This window comes from Flagellimonas lutimaris (assembly GCF_051494225.1).
GTDB classification, from domain to species: Bacteria; Bacteroidota; Bacteroidia; order Flavobacteriales; family Flavobacteriaceae; genus Flagellimonas; species Flagellimonas lutimaris_A.
In genome coordinates this window covers 150,438-172,936 of sequence record NZ_JBNPYE010000006.1, presented here as the reverse complement: position 1 = coordinate 172,936, position 22,499 = coordinate 150,438, and the positions used below count along the sequence as shown (strand labels likewise).

Here is a 22,499-nt window from a genome sequence, read left to right as displayed (position 1 = left end):
TAAAAATAAAATAAATTTGATGGTCTATTGTTCTAGTTAGTGAAAGGATTTTGTAGATAACCTGACAATTTGTATAAATTTAGGATTGTGGCGGGATGTTTGATTTTATGAACACATGAGTAAGGATTCATTTAAATTTTCTAATGTGGTAGTATTGGCACCATTGGTGGCTGTACTAGCCATTTGGATTGTTTTTTGGGTTGAGGTTCAATTTGGCATCAACCTTAATGACTATGGCGTGTACCCTCGAAGATTATTTGGGTTGAAAGGAGTGTTGTTCAGTCCGTTTATTCATGGTTCCATAGCACATTTGTACAACAACACCATTCCTTTGGCAGTATTGACGGCATTCTTGTTTTATTTCTATCAAAGTGTGGCGTTGAGGGTACTATTGTTTGGTACGCTTGCTTCTGGTTTGCTCACATGGGCCATTGCACGTCCATCATACCATATTGGTGCTAGCGGTGTGATTTATTTACTGGCCAGTTTTATTTTCTTCAAAGGAATCTTGGCTAAAAATTATCGTTTGGTGGCCCTATCGTTGATTGTTGTTTTTATTTACGGGAGCATGATATGGTATATCTTTCCCGTAAAGGATGGAATTTCTTGGGAAGGCCATTTGTCCGGATTTATTATTGGACTGATACTGGCATTTGTGACCAGGGTTCGTGTTCCAGAAGTTCGAAAATACGACTGGGAACGAGACGACTTCAACGAGGAGGATGACCCTTTTCTAAAACATTTTGATGAGCATGGTAAATTTATCGAAACCACAACGGGAGAAGCCGAGGAAAAAATCGAAATTAAATACCACTATAAGGAATCCGATAGAGATTGATTTCTATGTGGTTCTTTGCCGCACCACTTCATAAAGAAACACACCACAGGCCACGGAAACATTCAAAGAACCGATTTTCCCCATTAGCGGCAGTTTTGCTTGGTGATCTATACTGCTAAGGGTAGAAGGGGAGATGCCCTTTTCTTCGGAGCCCATTATAATTGCAGTAGGTTGCTTAAAATCCACTTGGTAAATATCGTTTTCCGCCTTTTCAGTAGCTCCAGTTATGACAATACCCGAGGATTGAAGATAGAAGATAGCATCTTTTAAATGGTCCACCTTGGCAATAGGTACATTAAAAGCTGCTCCAGCGGAAGTTTTTACGGTATCGTCCGTTATGGGGGCGGCACCGTTTTTGGGAACGATAATTCCGTGTACGCCCGAACATTCGGCTGTTCGGATGATAGCGCCAAAATTTCGAACATCGGAAACCCCATCGAGCAATAGGAACAAAGGAAGTTCTTCTTTGGCAAGAACTTGTTCCACCAACGTTTCGAACTGTTGAAATTCAACTGGCGATATCTGTGCCACCACACCTTGATGGTTGTTGTTTCGTGTAAGACGGTTCAATTTTTCGATGGGAACATAGGATAGGCCGATACCACTTTTGCGAACGGATGACTCCAATTCCTTGTATAGCTCGCCTTTAAGGCCTTTTTGGACAAATATCTTGTTGATGGGCTGGTCGGCATTAATGGCTTCTAATACTGCACGTACTCCGTAGATCAGTTGTGAGTCTTTCATGTGGTAAAGTTAAAAAAAAGCCCATCATATGATGGGCTTTTTATACCGTAGTTAGGTTATTTTAATTTATTGGTTATTCAAAAAGTTGAAAGCTTTTAAAAGGTCGGCCTCATTTTTGATGTTAAGGTCGTTTGTCTTTAAATAAGCTTTTAGTTTGGCTTCGGTATCTTTATCCAAAAGCTTGAGTAAATGCTTGTTTTTTAATTTTATTTCGTCCATTCTATTAACCCCTTTTTTTTGGAAATAGTATTCTGTAAATGGGGTGAATCTGTTGGGTACTGCTTTTACAAAAGAATTAGCCGCTGGCTTACCCTCTGTAAATTTCACATAATTTCTTTTGTAAAGGTCATAGGTTTTACCATCAATAATCGTGGTAAGATAACCATTTACAGTATTGTTATTGGAAGTGGTAAAAGTTTTAAAGCTCATTCTCTTTCCGTTTGAAAGGATGCTGATTTTTTTATCTCTGGAAAGCCCCTGAACAGGTAAATCATCGTTATTATATCTTTTGATTTCAATTTCTTCGTTCAGCGCATTATATCTATAATAAATATTTCCCACATTTTCATCACCATAAAAGATGGTTGCAGGTAAAAAAGTTTCTGAGATATAGGGAGATCCCTGAAAGTTGACATATTTGTCTTCAGTCTTCTTGTTCCGCTCACTAATGGGCCCCATTAGATCATAAATTGCACCTTGGGCTCCAGTACCACCCCCCGCCGACATATTGGAAGAGGCACTTCCGGCATATTGTCCAAAGCAGATAGTTGCCGATGTGAGTGATAAGATAAAAAGTATTTTTTTCATAGTTTTTGTTTTGTGTTTAAATGTAATAATTAATGATTAATAAAAAGATTTTTTTGGAGTTAATTGGATGTCAATTCATAGGATATCAGGTTGTTGTCATTATTTGTTGAGATTAACAAAGGATGATTGTCAAAGTTCACCATTATGATGTCTTTTGTGTCTTTTTCGAGATAGATCCCCGATTTTTTGTAATCCATGGCCTTATAGCCATCCTTTTTGTTTGATAACAAGACTACACCTGAAACAGCATCCAACCTTGGCGTTTCGACTTCCGTATCAAAGATGTTGCCGGCGACAATACAGTCTTCGTAGCCATCATCGTTTACATCATAAAAAGCAATGTTCATGATCGGAAATTGTTGTGATAGAATAGGTAAGGGTTTTGATTCGTATTTTCCATTGCCTTTGTTGACCAAAATCAACGATTGAAACTGTGTAGTCTCCTTTTCATATGAGGTTTCAAGTTTTTCACCGTAAATATCAACAAGGGTGGCATTGGCAAAAGAAGAATAACTTTTAAATTTATCTTTTATGAATGGCATTTGTTGGGAAGTACATTCCCTTCCTCTTACCGGAACATATTCACCTTTGTACTGTTTACTGAGGACCACATCATTTATACCATTGTTGTCAAAGTCATTGGAGTAAATTTTAAAAGGTTTTTTATCACTGGCCTTGAATTTTAGGTTAAGACCAACATTCCCGACCACATAATCTTTAAGACCATCGTTGTTTATATCAGTTTCTTCCACTGAAAACCACCACCCTTTTTCATTAAAGGCATCAACATCTTGAACCAGTTTAAAGGTGCCCCCATGATTCTTGAAAAAGCCTATGGATGTCCATTCTCCAACTGCAATAAAATCATTCCAACCATCATTATCAAAATCGGTGGTCAAAATACTGTTTATTATCCCAAAACTTTCTAGTTCTGGCGCAATCTTTTGGGTGACGTTTTCCAATACACCACCTTTGTTCTCATAGATTGTGGAAGGACTATGTTGAGGATATTTCTGTGGTATGGACCTATTGCCCACCAAAATATCCAAATCTCCATCTTTATCATAATCTATAACACTTACTGCTTTTCCATTTTTTGAGAAAGATTGTAAAGCCGCTTCATCGTGTTTTATAAAATTACCTTTGCCATCATTAAGATAAATTCGGTCCTGGTAGTACGATGAATTATCATCATATTGATTTCCTCCACTTACAACATAAAGATCAAGGTCTTCGTCGCCGTCGAAATCGAAGAGGACAGATTCCATATCTTCAAAATAAGCATCATCGATAAATGCTTTTGGAACTATTTTTTTAAAGTTGTTTTCCGTTTGAAGAAATATGCTCCCTGGCTGATTTGTGCCCCCGCCAATATATAGGTCTTCCTTACCATCGCTGTTGACATCACCTTTGGAGACAAATGGACCAAAAGTAGATTGTTTATAAGGTAATAAGATCTCAGTGGCAAAATCATCAAAATTGTTTTCCTTGTGGATATAGTCCAGACCCAGCTTGGAGGGATTTATCTCCTTGAAATACGGATTGACCTTTTTTGACTTCTTAGTGGATTGTTCAGCATTTTGTATGTCCGCAACCAATGTAGTATTGGCATTTACATTATAGAATTCTTGACTTTTTCCATTGAGCCAGTTAATGATGACCGTATCTATTTTACTATTGTTCCCAACTCCAAAATGAATGTCCGTATCCTGGGCCGACATGTAGCCGCGAACCCTTTTTTGTTCAACTTGTTGAGATTTATCGCCATAGGTTATTTTAACCGTACAGTAGGGTTCGGACGTTTCGCCCTTGGTCTTGATTTTTAGATAGTTTCCCGCGTTTTTTTCGACCGTCATGTTTTTGTATAGAAAGGTATTTTCGTCCATATTGTTCACAATGAGGTCCAAATCCCCATCGTTGTCCAAATCTCCTTGGACAGCTCCATTACTAAAGGTAAAATCACCCAATCCCCAGTTAGCAGCTTTTTCCGAAAACTCCAGAGCTCCTTCATTTTGAAAAAGCATGTTCTGTAATTTTTCAGATGGCATGGATTCATATAGCTGTCGCTTAACTTCCAACGGCACATTTTTGCCAAATTTTTGTTTGGCCGTATAAATTTTGTTCTGTAGGTCGTTATCCTTGCCATATCTCCTGTAGCCATTGGTAATGTAGATGTCGTTGTCCTCGTCATTATCAAAATCGGACATGAGGACGGACCAACTCCAGTCTGTATTGGCCGTATGGGTGAGTTGGGCAATATTGTTGAATTTATTATGTCCCAGGTTGAGCTGTAGACTATTGTACATGTATTGATAATGAAATCCGGCCGTAACGGTGAGGTAATCAAACCTTGCTGTATTCATGGATGCCATTAAGGTCTTGGATCTCACATGGTCACTTGATGACATGTCCAGAACGAAAATATCATCCATCAAATCAGAATTTATATCGGCAATATCGACACCCATCCCATAATGTGGAATTTGGTGGGTGTATTCCTTGATCCTATCGGTAAAGGTGCCATTACCATTGTTAATATACAAGGCGTCGGGAATATAGTAATCACTGGCCATGTAAATATCCAAAAAGCCATCTTTATTAATATCGCTGATGCATAATCCAAGTCCAAAAATTGGAGTTTGTAATCCAGCGGTTTCCGTAACATCCACATATTTACCATCTTCATTTTTATAAATGTGGGAGCTGTTGAAATAATCAACCTCATTGCTTTTCCCTATCATTTTATAGAAGTTTATGGGGTCTACGCCATATATCTCATTTTCGTTCATCACTACACAGTCCAAATCTCCATCGTTGTCATAATCCAAAAAAGCCGATTGCGTTGATAAGCCCATATCTGCTATACCGTACTCTTCAGCTTTTTCGGTAAAAGTGAGGTCTTGGTTGTTTATAAATAGAAGGTTTTTCCGATTTTCCCGCTGATTGGGACCACCTTGTGAAATGTAGATATCTTTATAGCCGTCGTTGTTTATATCGACAAAGGTAACTCCGTTGGACCATTGTTTTCCGGTATTGATGCCCGACGTTAGTGTTATGTCCTCAAACACTAGATTGCCTTTGTTCAAGTACAGTTTGTTATCAACTTGGTTTCCACAAAAAAATACATCCAATAAGCCATCATTGTTCAAGTCTTCCACACCAACACCGGCACCATTATAGAAATAGTCGAAACTAAATAGGTTTTCCATGGTTTCGAGATTTTCTGTTATGGTGTTGGCAAATTGTAGATGGCTTACCTCGCTCTTTACTTTTTCAAAAACAGGATTGGTTTCTATGTTTCCTACAATTTCTCCATTTTTAGAGGACTTATCAGTGGTTTCTTTGGAATTGCAGGATACTATTAAAAGGACTATCGTAAAGAATATTTTTTTCATCTTCTTAGTTTTTTGAAAGCTGAACCACCTTTTTGAAAATTTATGAAATGATATTGAATCGGACATTTGGATCAATTTAAGATGCAGAGAATTTAATGAACATTTATAACCCTAACAAATTAATCTCCGGAGCATCTTTTAAATAATGATAACCTCTCCAAAAAAATCCTTCAGCATGGAATTTCCAGATAACCTCTTTTTCTCTTGTTACTTCCCAAAATCCGAAGTCGCCCTCTGTTATTAGAATATTACCGTTTTCCAAGATAACTGCTCCAGAAACTTTACCGGAATATAAATTGGGATCTGTAAAGCTCCAAGTAATCGATGGCTCATTATTAAAATTCGGTTTCAAATCAAAAGTAGTAGGCAATTCCAGTTCATATACAGTTGATTGTTTAATATCATTACCATTGGAAAAAATAAGTAGTTTCCCCTGATTTTCTCCTTTAAGCAAATTTGGAAAATGGTTATTGTGAAACAAGCGATCCCCTTCAGGGTTTTTGTAGGTTTTTGGATTGCCAAAGCGGTATATTAAGTCGCCACCTTTACCGTAATTGCCCCCCGCATGTGTTGCGGCTTCTTCCGTAGTAGTGCTATGATCAATGAACCACACCTCAGAATATGAGTTTACGCTAATGACAATAATATCGTTGACTTCGTCATAAGCTATGGCGTTTGCATGCATAATGTCTCCGCTGACGGGAGGTAACGAGTCGTCTTGAGGGGTGTAGTTGAGGTCTATTAATTGTGGGTTTTCTGAAACTGTTCCATAATTATTCTTAGTGTCATCATAATCCTGGATTAAGTGGTCCATTGAATTCCATTCCCAGACAATTTCGTCGGTATCTGGATTTATTTCTATTACCGATTCCGGATATATGGCTTCATCTAACATGAAACCTTCATTTAGTGCATCTTCCGGGTTTATTTTATTCCATACAAGGGCAATTATATTGCCATTCGGTAATATTTCTATATCGTGGTGTAGTTCCCTATACTCCGTGGATAGGATATAATCCCATGAGATAGTTCCATCGGGTTCTACAAATTGTATTCTACCGCCTTTTCCTCCCCAAGGCATTTTTGGATCATCGGATTCTAAAGCAGCCAATAATTTTCCGTTTGGTAATAAAACCACATCGTTCCCAATATTGTTGGATAGGCTCCATTCATGGATTAATTTAGCTTCCTTGTTCATAAGATATACGCGATTGGCCTTAGCATCATTTACCAAAATGTAATTGTCATCAATTTTGGTTTCATCAAATACCTCAATGATCCCAATGGGCGTAAAGCTATTGTCCTCTATTGGTTCTTCATCTTTTACTTCCTCAATTTGAATTGTTTCCTCTGGTTCCAAAGTATTGTCATCCTGTGAACACGAAAACAAATTTGGAATTAGTAAAAAGAGTATGATGAATTTTTTAAAAATGAGTTTAGTGTCGATGTTCATATTTTTTTAATCAAAAAAATGAGAAATTAAACTTTGTCTATTACTAATGGCCCGCGTAAATAAGTGATAGTTCTTATTGATTGCCCTGATTTTACTCAATCAGAGGAGTTAGGGCTTAAAAACGATATTATGTTTTTGGGACAGTTTTACCTTGTTATAGTTTTAATATAATTATATGTAATCTACTGTATTAAGTAAACCGTGTTGTGGAATTTTAATTAAAAAGCCACCTCTTTGAGGAGGTGGCTTTTATTAAATATCCGTCAAAGATCAATGAAATTACATTAATCTTTACAAAAATCTATTGTAATAGGTCCAGCTTCTACACCTGTGTATCCACCAACTACATTTCCGTTTGGAGTAACGATTTCAAAACCGATTTCACCATAATTGTCTCCTGGGAAATACCATTCTGCACTTTGTGTACCCACTGGTATAGTAATTGTTCCAGTTCCACTAAAGCCATCATTTGGAGTACAGTCTCCACTTCCAAGGAAAGTTCCTTCTGCGCTAGTATAAGGCGAACAAAGCCCTACTTCCAATACAGTACCATCGTCTAGGGTAACTGTAATACCAGAACCTCCGTTATCGTCGTCGGTTTGCCATCCATCACCGTACGAATCGGTCATGTTGATGGTCCATTCACCGGGAGTTGGCGCTTTTGGTGGGCAAACCACCGTGGCAGTGTAAAGGAAAGGTGAAGAAAAATAGGAACCTGTCAACGTACCTGAATTCTGAGCAAAGGAGAATGTGCGACCATCTACCATTACTATTTCAAAACGGATTCTAAATTGGTCGCTACCATCAATTTCACTTGCAGAAACACCTGTTGCACCCAACAAGTCACCAAGTGTAGCAGAGAAAGAAATTGTAGGTAAACCTCTATCTCCTGTACCAAAATCGGAAGAAGGTATGGAAGTCAGCAATGATTCAGCAACATCACCTGGTCCGTTGCTGGGATCTGCATCCAAAAAGCTTACATATACGTCTACTGCGCTTACCAAAGTACCATTTTCTTGACTTTGTACTTCCAAATCTACAGCGAACACTCCCGTGTCATCTCCAATCGGTAATTCGTCGGAATTGATTTGTAATGTTCTTAAAATAGCCCCACGCTCGGTGTTCGCTACTACATCATCTACTACAGCATCTCCATCGTCGCATGAATAAAACATCAGCGAAGTAAAGAGAAGAGCTGCAAAAACTTTATAATTTATTTTCATCATTTTAAGTTTTTTATTAATTAATTCGCCGGTGGAAACGCTGGACTAGCAGGATTGGTATCCCAAAATACCTGATTTGTTAGCGATGTTTTTTGCGTCAAATTCGGATTTGTTATCACTTCATTCTGTGGATATAAGAATGTTCGTGGGAATGGTCCCGGATCTGGTTCCCAGTTAGGAGCAAGTGTAGTTGGGAATCCTGTTTTTCTATAGTAGTTATAGGATTCTCCACCACCACCATAAAGGGCTATCCAATATTGCTCTGCAAAGATATTTTCCTTGTCATCTCCTGTTGCAGCATTGAAATCGGCCACAATACCGGCAATATAATCCGCCACTTCGGTTTCCGTTGGCTCAAAGGATTTATCGGCGCTTGCATCCAATGCAGCGAAGGTTTGTACTTTTGCTATTGACTTCTTCATTCCTGCCTCCATAAATGTGGCCTTGTCAGTATCATTTGTAGCCATTTCCGCTTGCCAAAAATCTACCCACGAAGCTAGAAGCATTGGTTCGATACCTGCTCCGCCTCCTCCAAGACCTAGACCGACTACATCGAAACTATTATCGTCAAAGCGACCTCCTGCAGGATATACACCTGAAGCGGTTCTTTGAAAACCATCTGGAGGAGTACCCTCATCGTTTCCGTGAGAACGACCCCAGTAACCATTATCGACACTACAATAAACATAACCTCCGTCTATATAGTGTTGAGGTGGGATAACCAATGAACACGCCAATTCCTCTTCGTTGGGATCAACAGGGTCTCCATTGATATCCAGTGCACCTGGTGTGCCATCAGATTGACGATAGAAATAATAACGAAGTCTAGGGTCATCTTTTTGCAGCATATTGTTCATCAACCAGTTGGACCTGTATAAGTTGGCACCACTTGGTGTATAATCGTTAGCGTAATCTGGATGACGCGTATCTGGCTGCAATTCATTGGTTCCATAATCGAACTGAAGGTCATCTTCCGTGCTACTGATGTAAGTTTCATTCGCAATAATAGCATTGAATGCTGCAGTATCACCAGTTTGCTTGTAGGCTTTCAACTTGATAGTGTTGATTACCTTGATCCATTTAGAAGTATCACCGTTGTAATAAAAATCAGTTGCTCCTTGTGTTCCAGAGGATGAATTCATTAAACTTTTGGCTTCGTCCAATATGCTCAAAGCCGCTGCATAAACAGACGCTCCATCATCTAAAAGAGGTGCCGGAAACTCTGCTGGATTTACAGCTTCAGAATATGCAGCCTCACCCATCAAATCAACCAAAATAATCAGACTATGGGCTTGGGCAATTTTCCCCAAAGCAACATGAAAGCTATAGTCAATATCAGAATTTTCGTTGATTCTTTCGATTTCCTGAAGGTTGGTGAATATATTGGTATAGGTTTGTCCCCATACATTGTTCGTTGTAGGTCCCTGGAAGTTATTAAAATAATCCCTTCCACCCATAAGTTGAATTCTGGTCAATTGCCCACCAAGATTGTTGAATGTGGCCACATTGTTTCTGTACCCTAGCTGAATGTTGTTCAGCAATAGGTTTGGGTCCCCCGAAGTCAGTATATTCGGGTTATCTCTTAAATCTAGATCTGTGGTGTCACAGGAGTTGAGAAAACTACCTGTTATGACAACCATCAGCATATATTTAATTATTTTTTTCATAATATATCTTGTTATTAGCAATTTTTAAAAGGTCATCTTTACACTCAAACCATATCTTCTGGTACTTGGACCATTCAAGAAGTCAAATCCTCTTCCGTTCCCAACACCAATACCTGCTACGTTTGGATCAAAGTTCGCACCTTTGGGTGTATTGTAAGCATCATACCAAAGGTTAAAACCTTGTAGTGTGAATGAAAGACTTCCGAAAGGTGTTTTTTCCAAGAATTTTTTAGGTATTGAATAACCTAAAGACACTTCTTGCAGTCTTATTACAGAAGCGTCATAAATTTTCGCCTCGGCCGGACCGAACAATAAGTTGCTGAAATAATATGTTGAATTATTCAATTGCACATCATTTGGCTCCCCTGTTGTTTGGTTAACACCTGGTAAAATATAGGTATCCAAACGGTTTTCGGTTTCCGTAATCAAACCTCTACCCAATAGCGTTGCAATGGTACTGGACATAATGTCTCCACCTTTAATATGGTTTATTTGAAAACCTAGGGTCAAGTTTTTATATGACAAGGAGTTGATGAAGTTCATCGTGTAATCTGGAATTGCATCTCCAATGATTGGCGTCTTCCCATCTAGATCAGACTCGGTAATTACATAGTTACCGGCTGCATTGGTCAATAAATCGCCATTCTCGTTTCTTGCGAATGCCGTACCTACGATACTACCTAATGATTCACCTTTTATAGCGGCATTACCACCAACGAACAAGGCGGTACTACCTGCATAGATAATAATGTCCTGCTCCTGCTCTTCGACAACTTCTTTATTGGTAAAGAAATTAACACTGGACCTCCAGCTGAAACCTTCAGGATTTCTGAACAAGTCAACTCCCAAATCAGCTTCATATCCTTTGTTGCTGATTTGTCCAATGTTACTTTGAGTCAAAGAAAATCCGGTAGATGGTGAAAGAGGCTCGCTCACAATCAAGTCGTCCGTTCTTCTATCGTAATAAGTTACATCCAACGACACTCGGTTGTTAAAGAACTTACTTTCGAAACCTACTTCAAATTCCTTCAATAATTCTGGTTTTAAATCAGGATTGGCCTTAAAGCCACTAATGTTGTTTAAGGTAACAGGACCAAATGCACCACCTGATTGTTGGGTAAATTGATCAACTCCACTTCTCGTTGGATAATCGGTAGGGAAATTTGCAGAGGTACCATAACTACCTCTCAATTTCAAGTAATTAAGTCCTCCTTGTGATTGCAAACCAGTAAAGGCCGCTGTTGGAAGAAATGATAAACTTGCCCCAGGATAAGTTAAGCTTCTGTTATCCTTAATCAAGTTGGAAACCCAATCCGTACGGCTACTTAGGTTTAAGAACAAGAAATTATCATAATCAAAACTTACATCTCCAAAGATACCTACGATATTTCTTTTTCTTGAGAATTGAATAGGCAATTGATTTTCGTAATTGAAGTGTCTTCGTACGCCAAAAACAATTTGTCCAGTACTCGCAACACCTTGTCTGTCATATTCATCAGACCTTGCATTGGTACCTACGTTAAATGTCATGCCAATTTTATCGGAAATATCATAATTTCCATTAAAGCTTAAAGTATGATCCCAAATTGTGTTGTTGTTGTCAAACGTATTTAAGAAGCCAAAGATATCGGAGTTGAATTCTACACCACCCCTATCAGAAAATTGGGTGTTCCTCTCATTGTAAAAGTCTAAACCAGTTCTCCATGTTACTCCAAGGTTCTCATTAATATCATATGACAATGAAGTGTTGAAGTAGAACCTATTCGTCAACTGGTTGAACTTGATATGTTTGGTTACCCATCTAGGGTTTATAATATCATTACCGTTTCTATAATAAACACTACCACCAGTAACAGGATTTTCAAAAGGTAATCCCATCAGGTCAACGTTTCTAGGCGTAAAAAGCACTGCTCCGTATACAGAGTTGGAACTAATACCACCGTTCCCCCTACTTGCTGAAATTGGTGGGGTGTCATAATCCGTTCTTGAATAGTTCATTGTACCTGAGACGGTAAACTTGTTAGATAGTTTGGAGCGACCACCAACAGAAAAATTAAGACGTCTTAGTTGGTTGCCGGGGGTAAACCCAACATCGTTCAAATGGCCAAGGTTTGCATTAAAAGTAGTGTTGCCGTCTTGGGAACCACCTGAAAAGTTAACCGATGTATTGGTTACGTATCCTGGAGAGAAAAAGTCTTCTACAGAATCATAAGGTCTCCATGCGTAACGAGCGCCTTGCAACTCTGGGAACGCGTCTCTTGTCGATTGAATCGAAGTTGTAGAGTATGGGTGTTCCAAAGTTCCATTGTCATCAATGGCAGACTGGGCACCCCATCCAGCAGTTCCTCCTTTGTCAAAACTTGGCCCCCAGTTACTAAAAAACCAACCGAAGGCTTGGTCAAAACCACCTCCGTATGAATCTTGATAGTCAGGAAGTGAAGCATACTCATTGGTGAAAAAAGAAGTGTTCACCGAAATTTCATTCTTCTTGACACCGCCTGTATTGGCAGCAGCTTTGGTTGTAATAAGGATAACACCGTTCTTACCCAATGTACCATAAAGGGTTGTTGCAGCCAAACCTTTTAGCACCTCTATGTTCGCAATATTATTAGGGTCGATATCCAGAAAACGAGATGATCCAGTGTTTCCGGAAAGGAAATCACCACCACTATTGGTGTCATTACTAAAAGGAACCCCATCTACTATGAATAAGGCCTGGTTACTCCCACTAAAGGAACTTAACCCCCTAATTGTGACACTGGTAGCCGAACCGGACATACCGCCACCAGAGGTAATGTTAACACCTGCCGCTTTACCAGATAGAACACGCGCAACATCTCCTTCAGCTCTAGATTCCAACGCTTCCTGTCCCACTGAACTTGTAGCATACCCGAGCGCTTTCTTTTCACGCTTAATACCTTGAGCGGTAACAACTACCTCTTCAAGGGCTTGGGTATCTGCCTCCATTTGAACATTGATTACGCTGCTAGCGCCGACAACTTTTGTCGAGGGTCTTTGCCCAATATAGGTAAAAAGCAATGTTTGCCCTTCACTTGCACTGATGGCGTAATTTCCATCAAAATCTGTTTGGGTACCAGTCGTGGTCCCTTCAACGACAATATTGACTCCAGGCAGTGGGAGGCCATCGGCATCCGTAACTGTACCTGTAATCGTCTTGTCTTGCGCATAGGATATATGCACAACAAACGCCAATAATAGCGTTAACAATCCATTAAGTTTTGTTCTCATTGTTAAATTATTTGAATTAGCTGATTGCTAAAATCATAATTTCATGTTAATAATCCAAACTAATTTTATAAAATCTTTAAGAATGACCTTTTAAATGAAGTAACCGCAAAATCATTAAAATTCATTATGAAGTATATAATTTGAAGGGGTTAGAATTGTTCTTAATGCAAATAATTTTTCTTATTGCCCTGTTTTCGGTATGGGAGGGTGTTTTTCAATCTCATTTTCTATTTTCACCAACTGTTTTTTTTTGCTTCATACATTATGGTAAAGAAATGTTAAGGGGCTATAAATTTTTCACATTGGAAATTTATACCTTAATATATAATAGGTTTTAGTTGTTTCTTTTGTATTGCGTCTTTGGATTATTGAGATCTTTTCTTGGGTGGAGTGTTGGATTTTTGGTGGACATTCAAACTTTTTTTGGTTTAGCTCTAAATTTAATTGCCTTGGATTTGAATTATTAGGAATTATCATTACATTTGCAGCCCTCAAAAAGAGGGTTATTTAGTTTTTAAAAGAAATTTAATGCCAACAATTTCACAATTAGTACGAAAAGGAAGGGCCACGATTACCAAGAAGAGTAAATCGGCTGCTTTGGATTCGTGTCCTCAAAGAAGAGGGGTTTGTACGCGTGTTTACACTACTACGCCAAAGAAACCAAACTCTGCAATGCGTAAAGTTGCAAGGGTAAGGTTGACCAATGGTAAAGAGGTCAACGCATATATCCCCGGTGAAGGTCACAATCTCCAGGAGCACTCGATAGTATTGGTTAGGGGCGGAAGAGTAAAGGATTTGCCTGGTGTGCGATATCATATCGTTCGTGGTGCATTGGATACCGCAGGTGTTGCGGGAAGAACGCAACGTCGATCTAAGTATGGTGCAAAGCGTCCTAAAAATTAATCATTTTTAAGAAGAAGAGATGAGAAAAAAGCAGGCAAAAAAGAGACCGTTATTACCGGATCCAAAATTTAACGATCAACTTGTTACACGCTTCGTTAACATGATGATGTGGGATGGTAAGAAGTCAGTTGCATTTAAGATTTTCTACGATGCGATTGAGATCGTTGACGAAAAAAATACAGACGAAGAAAAAACAGGATTGGAATTGTGGAAAGATGCTCTTTCCAATGTAATGCCACACGTAGAAGTTCGTAGTAGAAGAGTGGGGGGTGCAACATTCCAGATTCCTATGCAGATTCGTCCGGACAGAAAAATTTCCACTGCCATGAAATGGTTGATCAGCTTTTCAAGAAAGCGTAATGAAAAATCCATGGCGCAAAAATTGGCGGCTGAGATTTTAGCGGCGGCAAAGGAAGAAGGTGCGGCAGTGAAGAAAAGAGTAGATACACATAAAATGGCCGAGGCCAATAAAGCATTCTCACACTTTAGATTCTAGTCAATATAATGGGAAGAGATTTAAAATATACAAGGAATATAGGTATTGCAGCTCATATTGATGCTGGAAAGACAACTACTACTGAACGTATTCTTTTCTATACAGGTGTGAGTCATAAAATTGGTGAAGTGCACGATGGTGCCGCAACCATGGACTGGATGGAGCAAGAGCAAGAGCGTGGTATCACTATTACCTCTGCTGCTACTACATGTACATGGAAGTTTCCAATGGAGAATGCGCAAGCATTGCCTGATACGAAAGATTACCACTTTAATATTATTGATACTCCCGGACACGTGGACTTTACGGTTGAGGTAAACCGTTCCCTTCGTGTATTGGATGGGTTGGTGTTTTTGTTCAGTGCCGTTGATGGTGTTGAGCCACAATCCGAAACCAACTGGAGATTGGCCGATAACTATAAAGTACCTAGAATTGGATTTGTTAACAAAATGGATCGTCAAGGTTCTAATTTCTTGGCTGTTTGTAAGCAGGTCCGTGAAATGTTAGGTTCCAATGCTGTGCCGATTGTATTGCCAATTGGTGATGAGGCTGATTTTAGAGGGATTGTTGACTTGGCCAAGAACAGAGCTGTTGTATGGCACGAAGATAACTTCGGTTCAACATTTGATGTTGTCGATATTCCTGAAGAAATGAAGGATGAGGTTAGAGAATACAGAGCTGCCTTGATCGAAGCTGTTGCGGAATATGATGAGGAGTTGATGGAAAAATTCTTCGAAGATGAAGATTCCATTACGGAAGATGAAGTGCATGCTGCTTTGCGTGCTGCTGTTATGGACAGGGCCATCATTCCAATGATTTGTGGTTCTTCTTTTAAAAATAAAGGGGTTCAATTCTTATTGGATGCGGTTTGTCGTTACTTGCCATCACCTTTGGATAAAGATGATATTGTAGGTACTCATCCTGATACTGGAGAGGCTATCACAAGAAAACCAGACCCAAAAGAACCGTTTGCGGCTCTTGCTTTTAAAATTGCTACCGATCCTTTTGTAGGTCGTTTGGCATTCTTTAGAGCATATTCCGGTCGTTTGGATGCAGGTTCATACATTTTGAATAACCGTTCAGGTAAAAAAGAACGTATTTCACGTATCTACCAAATGCACTCCAATAAACAAAATTCCATCGATTATATCGAAGCTGGGGATATTGGTGCGGCTGTAGGATTTAAAGATATCAAGACAGGGGATACAATGTCTGATGAAAAGGCTCCGATCGTTTTGGAGAGTATGGACTTCCCTGATCCCGTTATCGGTATCGCAGTTGAACCCAAAACTAAAGCTGATGTTGATAAATTGGGTATGGCTTTGGCTAAATTGGCCGAAGAAGATCCAACGTTCCAGGTAAAAACAGATGAGGCATCTGGTCAGACCATTATTTCTGGTATGGGTGAACTTCACTTGGATATTATCTGTGATCGTCTTAAGCGTGAGTTTAAGGTGGATGTTAATCAAGGTCAACCTCAGGTAGAGTATAAGGAAGCTATTACCGGAACAGCTGATCATAGAGAAACATATAAGAAACAGACTGGTGGACGTGGTAAGTTTGCGGATATCGTATTTACTATGGAGCCTGCTGAAGAAGGTACATCAGGTCTTGAGTTTGTAAACGTGATCAAAGGTGGTAATATTCCAAAAGAATTTGTCCCATCTGTTGAGAAAGGATTCAAAGAGGCTATGAAGAATGGTCCTTTGGCCGGTTTCGAAATGGATTCTATGAAAATTACACTTAAAGATGGTTCTTTCCACCCTGTGGATTCCGACCAACTTTCTTTCGAGCTTGCTGCAAAATTGGGTTACAAGGAAGCAGCTAAGAAAGCAAAAGCAGTAATCATGGAGCCGATCATGAAGTTGGAGGTTCTTACTCCAGAAGAAAACATGGGGGATATTGTTGGTGACTTGAACCGAAGAAGAGGTCAGGTGAGCAATATGTCAGATAGAGCAGGGGCCAAGGTTGTCAAGGCTGAGGTGCCACTATCCGAGATGTTTGGTTATGTTACTTCCTTGAGGACTTTGTCTTCAGGTCGGGCAACATCCACAATGGAATTTTCACACTATGCGGATACTCCTTCCAATATTGCGGAGGAAGTTATTAAGGCAGCAAAAGGAATAACCGCTTAATTTTCAGCAAGATGAGTCAAAAAATTAGAATAAAATTGAAATCTTACGATCACAATTTGGTGGACAAATCTGCTGAAAAGATCGTAAAGACAGTAAAAACAACGGGTGCTGTGGTAACTGGACCAATTCCTTTACCAACACGCAAAAAAATATTTACGGTTTTGCGTTCGCCTCACGTGAACAAAAAGTCTAGAGAGCAGTTCCAATTGAGCTCTTACAAGAGATTATTGGATATATACAGCTCTTCGTCAAAAACCATTGATGCCCTTATGAAGTTAGAGCTTCCAAGTGGTGTTGAGGTTGAGATCAAAGTCTGATAGTGTTTCTGCCCTAGGTGGGAGCAACATGTCCCGAACGATGGTTCGGGAAAAACGGAGAAAGAAAAAAATCTGGGTCAGAACAGAATGTTTTTCTTGACCCAATTTTTTTGCCAAGAAATTGGCTAGAGTTATAAAAAGTAAATAATTGTTAATTAATTAAATATGTCTGGGTTAATAGGTAAGAAAATCGGTATGACCAGCATTTTCGACGAGAATGGAAAGAACGTTCCATGTACCGTATTGGAAGCTGGGCCATGCGTGGTTACCCAAGTCAGAACCGAAGAGGTGGACGGGTACAGTGCCCTTCAACTTGGTTTCGATGACAAGGCAGAAAAACGTGCTAACAAGGCCGAAACAGGTCACTACAAAAAAGCAGGTGCTTCTCCTAAAAAGAAAGTCATTGAGTTCCAGGGGTTTGAAGGAGAATACAAATTAGGAGATACCGTAGGTGTCGATTTATTTGTAGAAGGAGAATTTGTTGATGTAATTGGTACATCAAAAGGAAAGGGATTCCAGGGTGTTGTAAAACGCCATGGTTTCGCTGGAGTTGGTCAAGCGACCCACGGTCAGCACAACAGATTGAGAGCTCCAGGTTCCATCGGTGCAGCATCTTACCCTTCTAAAGTTGTGAAAGGTATGCGTATGGCCGGTAGAATGGGTGGTGATAGAGTGACAGTTCAAAACTTGAAAGTATTGAAAGTGGTTCCTGAGAAAAATCTTTTGGTAGTTAAAGGATGTGTTCCAGGTCATAAGAATGCTTACGTAACAATTGAGAAGTAATGAAGGTTGCAGTTTTAGATATCAAAGGAAAAGAGACAGGTAGAAAGGTAGACCTTTCTGACGATGTTTTCGCCATAGAGCCTAACGAGCACGCTATTTATTTGGATGTAAAGCAGTACCTGGCCCATCAGAGACAGGGAAATCACAAAGCCAAAGAAAGAGCGGAGATCGCTGGTAGTACCAGAAAGATCAAAAAACAAAAAGGTACTGGTACTGCGAGAGCAGGTAGTATTAAATCACCTGTATTTAGAGGTGGTGGTAGAATTTTTGGTCCTAGACCAAAGGATTACACCCAAAAGTTGAACAAGAATATGAAGCGATTGGCAAGAAAATCTGCCTTGAGCTTAAAGTCTAAAGAAAAATCTTTAGTGGTTGTGGAAGACTTCAGTTTTGAGGCTCCGAAGACCAAGGACTTTGTTAAATTCTTGTCCTCCTTGGGGATAGAAAATAAAAAGTCCCTTATTGTGTTGGGCGATTCAAATAATAACGTATATTTGTCGTCGCGTAATTTGGAACGTTCCGAAGTTGTAACAGGCTCAGAATTAAATACTTACAAAATTGTTAACGCAACAAGTTTAGTATTGACCGAAAGCGCTTTGGAAGGAATTGAATCGAACCTAAAGAAATAAAAGTATCATGAGTGTGTTGATAAAACCGATAATTACGGAGAAAATGACCGCTGACAGCGAGCTTTTCAATCGCTATGGTTTCTTTGTTAACCCAAGTGCTAACAAGTTGGAAATCAAAGAAGCGGTAGAGGCTACTTATGGTGTTTCTGTTGAAAAGGTAAGAACCATGAACTATGGTCCAATGCGTAAGAGTCGTTATACAAAAACCGGAATTCAGCATGGCAAAACAAATGCGATCAAAAAAGCAATTGTTGATGTGGCTGAAGGTGATATTATTGATTTTTACAGTAATCTATAAAGACGAGAGATGTCAGTTAGAAAATTAAAACCGATAACCCCTGGACAGCGTTTTAGAGTAGTAAACGGATTTGACGCGATTACTACTGATAAGCCGGAAAAAAGCTTGCTTGCTCCGTTAAAAAAGTCAGGTGGTAGGAACAGTCAAGGAAAAATGACCATGCGTCACAGAGGTGGTGGTCATAAGAGAAGATATCGAATCATCGATTTCAAAAGGGATAAACAAGGTGTAGAAGCTACTGTGGTTTCTATCCAATACGATCCTAATAGAACTGCATTTATCGCCTTGGTGGAATACAAGGATGGTGAAAAAAGATATGTAGTTGCTCAAAACGGATTGCAGGTGGGTCAGACAGTTACATCTGGTTCTGGATCTGCGCCTGAGATTGGAAACGCACTTCCATTGAGTGAGATTCCATTGGGTACTATTGTGTCTTGTATAGAATTAAGGCCTGGTCAAGGAGCAATTATGGCGCGTAGTGCTGGAACTTTTGCTCAGTTGATGGCGAAGGATGGTAAGTTCGTGACCTTGAAATTGCCTTCAGGAGAAACAAGATTGATTTTGGCTACTTGTTTGGCCACTATCGGGGCGGTTTCCAACTCCGACCACCAATTACTGGTTTCCGGTAAAGCTGGTAGAAGCAGATGGTTGGGTAGACGACCAAGAACTAGACCTGTAGCTATGAACCCTGTCGATCATCCAATGGGTGGTGGTGAAGGTAGGGCTTCAGGAGGTCATCCAAGATCTAAGAACGGTATTCCTGCTAAAGGATTTAGAACTCGTTCCAAGACTAAGGACACCAATAGATATATCATAGAACGTAGAAAGAAATAAAAGAAAAGTAAATGGCACGTTCGTTAAAAAAAGGACCATACGTTCATTTTAGTCTGGAGAAAAAAGTCCAGGCCAATATAGAATCAGGTAAAAAATCAGTTATCAAAACATGGTCTAGGGCCTCAATGATAACGCCAGACTTTGTTGGGCAAACCATCGCGGTACATAACGGTAGACAATTCGTTCCTGTTTTTGTTACTGAAAATATGGTGGGTCACAAACTTGGGGAATTTTCACCTACACGATCTTTTAGAGGTCATGCAGGAGCTAAAAACAAAGGTAAAAAGTAAGTAAGCTATGGGAGTTCGTAAAAGAGAAATGGCCGAAAGGTTAAAAGAAGAGAAGAAGCAACTTGCTATTGCAAAGCTTAACAATTGCCCAACTTCTCCAAGAAAAATGCGTTTGGTCGCTGACTTGGTAAGAGGGAAGCAAATTGAGATGGCATTGGCTACCCTAAGGTTCAACCCAAAAGAAGCATCCAGAAAGCTAGAAAAACTTTTACTTTCTGCTATTGCTAACTGGGAAGCTAAAAATGAGGGTGCTGATATCGAAGCTGCTGATCTTTACATCAAAGAAATTCGTGTAGACGGAGGGACTATGTTGAAAAGGTTGAGACCAGCTCCACAGGGTAGAGCACATAGAATCAGAAAGCGTTCCAATCATGTTACTATGATTTTGGAGGCCAATAACAACGTTCAAAGCTAGAAGAATATTATGGGACAGAAGACCAATCCAATAGGAAATCGCTTAGGAATTATCAGAGGATGGGAATCCAACTGGTATGGAGGAAATGATTACGGCGATAAACTGGCTGAAGACGATAAAATCAGAAAATACCTATATGCACGTTTGGCGAAGGCTAGTGTATCTAGGGTTATTATAGAGAGAACCTTGAAATTGATCACCATTACCATTACCACGTCCAGACCTGGTATTATTATCGGTAAAGGTGGACAAGAGGTGGATAAACTTAAGGAAGAGCTTAAGAAGATTACCAACAAAGAGGTTCAAATCAATATTCACGAGATTAAGAGACCTGAACTTGATGCAAACTTGGTAGCTGCAAGTGTTGCAAGACAAATTGAAAGCAGGATTTCATACAGAAGAGCTATTAAAATGGCTATCGCAGCAGCAATGCGTATGAATGCTGAAGGTATCAAGATTCAGATTTCCGGACGTTTGAACGGCGCTGAAATGGCGCGTTCCGAATCTTACAAAGAAGGAAGAATTCCATTATCTACTTTCCGTGCAGATGTGGACTATGCCTTGCACGAAGCTCACACTACTTACGGTAGATTGGGCATTAAGGTATGGATCATGAAAGGAGAGGTATATGGTAAAAGAGATCTTTCCCCATTGGTAGGATTGAGCAAGAGTCAAGGAAAAGGCGGGAAGGATAACAAGAAATCCCGTCGTAGAAAGTAATTAAGATAAAGTAAGGTAAAATGTTACAGCCAAAAAGAACAAAATTTCGTAAAGCCCAGAAAGGGCGTATGAAGGGAATCTCCCAGAGAGGACACCAGCTTTCCAATGGAATGTTCGGTATCAAGTCTATGGATTCGCACTTCATTACTTCCCGTCAGATAGAGGCTGCACGTATCGCTGCGACAAGATACATGAAAAGACAAGGTCAGTTGTGGATCAAAATATTCCCGGACAAGCCTATCACCAAAAAACCTCTTGAGGTTCGTATGGGTAAAGGTAAAGGTGCTCCAGAATATTGGGTTGCCGTAGTTAAGCCTGGAAGAATCATGTTCGAGGTCGGTGGTGTACCCATGGATGTTGCTAAGGAAGCCTTGAGGCTGGCAGCACAAAAACTACCGGTTAAAACCAAGTTTATTGTGGCTAGGGATTATTCCGCCTAATTTTTAATTGAGAAGAAAGATGAGACAATCAGAAATAAAAGAACTTTCAATTGAAGAGCTAAAGGAGAGATTGGCTGAGTTGAAAAAACAACACGCTGATCTTAAAATGGCACACGCTGTTACTCCTTTGGAAAATCCTTTACAGATCAGAAAGACAAGAAGGACGGTAGCAAGACTTGCAACTGAATTAACTAAAAGGGAATTACAATAATCGGTTCTGCCTTATGGAAAACAGAAATTTAAGAAAAGAAAGAATAGGCGTTGTTACCAGCAACAAAATGGAGAAATCGATAGTGGTTTCTGAGGTAAAAAGAGTGAAGCACCCTATGTACGGGAAATTCGTTCTGAAGACCAAGAAGTATGTTGCCCACGACGAGAAGAACGATTGCAACGAAGGTGATACCGTTAAAATAATGGAAACTAGGCCACTCAGTAAGACAAAGTGCTGGAGGTTGGTAGAAATCCTAGAAAGAGCTAAATAATTATGGTACAGCAAGAATCAAGATTAAGAGTTGCGGACAATACCGGTGCAAAAGAAGTATTGACCATCCGCGTACTAGGAGGAACAAAGAGGAGATATGCTTCCTTAGGTGACAAAATTGTTGTTACCGTAAAAGAAGCTACTCCAAACGGTACTGTAAAGAAAGGTTCTGTTTCTACAGCAGTTGTTGTAAGAACTAAGAAGGAAGTGAGAAGACCAGATGGTTCTTACATCCGTTTCGACGATAACGCATGTGTGTTGTTGAACCCGACAGGGGAGATGAGAGGAACTCGTGTATTTGGTCCTGTTGCCAGAGAGTTGAGGGACAGACAATTCATGAAGATTGTTTCATTGGCGCCTGAAGTGCTATAAAAGAAATATC

23 protein-coding genes are annotated in these 22,499 nt (G+C 39.7%); 16 read left to right on the top strand and 7 right to left on the bottom strand.

Features of this window, described 5'->3' with window-relative positions:
* The first annotated feature begins 115 nt into the window (after positions 1 to 115).
* The gene (locus ACQQ5U_RS12950; protein WP_437398109.1) at positions 116 to 838 is read left to right on the top strand and encodes a rhomboid family intramembrane serine protease; all 723 of its coding nucleotides are present in this window, start codon (positions 116 to 118) and stop codon (positions 836 to 838) included.
* Positions 839 to 841: 3 nt separating this feature from the next.
* Here ACQQ5U_RS12950 and rlmB read toward each other — a convergent pair whose 3' ends face one another.
* The 7 genes from rlmB to ACQQ5U_RS12915 all read right to left on the bottom strand — a co-directional run bounded on the left by rlmB (position 842) and on the right by ACQQ5U_RS12915 (position 13,376).
* Positions 842 to 1,582 (bottom strand): 23S rRNA (guanosine(2251)-2'-O)-methyltransferase RlmB, encoded by a 741-nt coding sequence (rlmB, locus tag ACQQ5U_RS12945; RefSeq protein WP_437398107.1) that lies wholly within the window; start codon positions 1,580 to 1,582, stop codon positions 842 to 844.
* A 66-nt stretch (positions 1,583 to 1,648) separates the two neighbouring features.
* Positions 1,649 to 2,389 (bottom strand): hypothetical protein, encoded by a 741-nt coding sequence (locus ACQQ5U_RS12940; RefSeq protein ID WP_437398105.1) that lies wholly within the window; start codon positions 2,387 to 2,389, stop codon positions 1,649 to 1,651.
* A gap of 59 nt (positions 2,390 to 2,448) precedes the next feature.
* Positions 2,449 to 5,784, bottom strand: a complete 3,336-nt coding sequence (locus ACQQ5U_RS12935; RefSeq protein WP_437398103.1) for a VCBS repeat-containing protein — start codon at positions 5,782 to 5,784, stop codon at positions 2,449 to 2,451.
* 103 nt (positions 5,785 to 5,887) lie between these two features.
* Entirely contained in the window at positions 5,888 to 7,237 is a 1,350-nt protein-coding gene (locus tag ACQQ5U_RS12930; RefSeq protein WP_437398101.1) for an aryl-sulfate sulfotransferase, read from the bottom strand.
* A gap of 284 nt (positions 7,238 to 7,521) precedes the next feature.
* Complete coding sequence (locus tag ACQQ5U_RS12925; RefSeq protein WP_437398100.1) at positions 7,522 to 8,463, bottom strand: hypothetical protein; 942 nt, start codon at positions 8,461 to 8,463, stop codon at positions 7,522 to 7,524.
* Between the two features lie 17 nt (positions 8,464 to 8,480).
* Positions 8,481 to 10,127: a SusD/RagB family nutrient-binding outer membrane lipoprotein gene (locus tag ACQQ5U_RS12920; RefSeq protein WP_437398098.1), complete on the bottom strand. Its 1,647-nt coding sequence runs from the start codon at positions 10,125 to 10,127 to the stop codon at positions 8,481 to 8,483.
* 24 nt (positions 10,128 to 10,151) lie between these two features.
* Entirely contained in the window at positions 10,152 to 13,376 is a 3,225-nt protein-coding gene (locus ACQQ5U_RS12915; protein WP_437398096.1) for a SusC/RagA family TonB-linked outer membrane protein, read from the bottom strand.
* A gap of 528 nt (positions 13,377 to 13,904) precedes the next feature.
* Here ACQQ5U_RS12915 and rpsL point away from each other — a divergent pair.
* From rpsL to rplN, 15 genes are all read left to right on the top strand, one after another.
* The gene (gene rpsL / locus ACQQ5U_RS12910) at positions 13,905 to 14,279 is read left to right on the top strand and encodes a 30S ribosomal protein S12 (protein ID WP_014032016.1); all 375 of its coding nucleotides are present in this window, start codon (positions 13,905 to 13,907) and stop codon (positions 14,277 to 14,279) included.
* Positions 14,280 to 14,298: 19 nt separating this feature from the next.
* Entirely contained in the window at positions 14,299 to 14,775 is a 477-nt protein-coding gene (rpsG, locus tag ACQQ5U_RS12905) for a 30S ribosomal protein S7 (protein WP_014032015.1), read from the top strand.
* Positions 14,776 to 14,783: 8 nt separating this feature from the next.
* Positions 14,784 to 16,910: an elongation factor G gene (gene fusA, locus ACQQ5U_RS12900; protein ID WP_437398093.1), complete on the top strand. Its 2,127-nt coding sequence runs from the start codon at positions 14,784 to 14,786 to the stop codon at positions 16,908 to 16,910.
* 11 nt (positions 16,911 to 16,921) lie between these two features.
* Positions 16,922 to 17,227, top strand: coding sequence for a 30S ribosomal protein S10 (gene rpsJ / locus ACQQ5U_RS12895; RefSeq protein WP_014032013.1), 306 nt, complete (start codon positions 16,922 to 16,924; stop codon positions 17,225 to 17,227).
* 165 nt (positions 17,228 to 17,392) lie between these two features.
* The gene (gene rplC / locus ACQQ5U_RS12890) at positions 17,393 to 18,010 is read left to right on the top strand and encodes a 50S ribosomal protein L3 (RefSeq protein ID WP_437398092.1); all 618 of its coding nucleotides are present in this window, start codon (positions 17,393 to 17,395) and stop codon (positions 18,008 to 18,010) included.
* Positions 18,010 to 18,639, top strand: a complete 630-nt coding sequence (gene rplD / locus ACQQ5U_RS12885; RefSeq protein WP_437398090.1) for a 50S ribosomal protein L4 — start codon at positions 18,010 to 18,012, stop codon at positions 18,637 to 18,639. The genes rplC and rplD overlap by 1 nt, the downstream gene beginning before the upstream one ends.
* Positions 18,640 to 18,646: 7 nt before the next feature.
* On the top strand, positions 18,647 to 18,937 hold the full coding sequence (gene rplW, locus ACQQ5U_RS12880; protein ID WP_119606780.1) for a 50S ribosomal protein L23: 291 nt from the start codon (positions 18,647 to 18,649) through the stop codon (positions 18,935 to 18,937).
* Between the two features lie 9 nt (positions 18,938 to 18,946).
* Positions 18,947 to 19,771 (top strand): 50S ribosomal protein L2, encoded by an 825-nt coding sequence (gene rplB / locus ACQQ5U_RS12875; protein ID WP_437398089.1) that lies wholly within the window; start codon positions 18,947 to 18,949, stop codon positions 19,769 to 19,771.
* A gap of 11 nt (positions 19,772 to 19,782) precedes the next feature.
* Complete coding sequence (rpsS, locus tag ACQQ5U_RS12870; RefSeq protein WP_014032008.1) at positions 19,783 to 20,061, top strand: 30S ribosomal protein S19; 279 nt, start codon at positions 19,783 to 19,785, stop codon at positions 20,059 to 20,061.
* A gap of 7 nt (positions 20,062 to 20,068) precedes the next feature.
* Positions 20,069 to 20,476: a 50S ribosomal protein L22 gene (gene rplV / locus ACQQ5U_RS12865; RefSeq protein ID WP_163626142.1), complete on the top strand. Its 408-nt coding sequence runs from the start codon at positions 20,069 to 20,071 to the stop codon at positions 20,474 to 20,476.
* A 9-nt stretch (positions 20,477 to 20,485) separates the two neighbouring features.
* Complete coding sequence (gene rpsC / locus ACQQ5U_RS12860) at positions 20,486 to 21,196, top strand: 30S ribosomal protein S3 (RefSeq protein WP_437398086.1); 711 nt, start codon at positions 20,486 to 20,488, stop codon at positions 21,194 to 21,196.
* A gap of 20 nt (positions 21,197 to 21,216) precedes the next feature.
* Positions 21,217 to 21,636: a 50S ribosomal protein L16 gene (rplP, locus tag ACQQ5U_RS12855; RefSeq protein ID WP_119606784.1), complete on the top strand. Its 420-nt coding sequence runs from the start codon at positions 21,217 to 21,219 to the stop codon at positions 21,634 to 21,636.
* 19 nt (positions 21,637 to 21,655) lie between these two features.
* Complete coding sequence (gene rpmC / locus ACQQ5U_RS12850) at positions 21,656 to 21,847, top strand: 50S ribosomal protein L29 (RefSeq protein WP_100816201.1); 192 nt, start codon at positions 21,656 to 21,658, stop codon at positions 21,845 to 21,847.
* Positions 21,848 to 21,860: 13 nt separating this feature from the next.
* The gene (rpsQ, locus tag ACQQ5U_RS12845; protein WP_014032003.1) at positions 21,861 to 22,118 is read left to right on the top strand and encodes a 30S ribosomal protein S17; all 258 of its coding nucleotides are present in this window, start codon (positions 21,861 to 21,863) and stop codon (positions 22,116 to 22,118) included.
* A gap of 2 nt (positions 22,119 to 22,120) precedes the next feature.
* On the top strand, positions 22,121 to 22,489 hold the full coding sequence (gene rplN, locus ACQQ5U_RS12840) for a 50S ribosomal protein L14 (protein WP_014032002.1): 369 nt from the start codon (positions 22,121 to 22,123) through the stop codon (positions 22,487 to 22,489).
* Positions 22,490 to 22,499 lie beyond the last annotated feature (10 nt).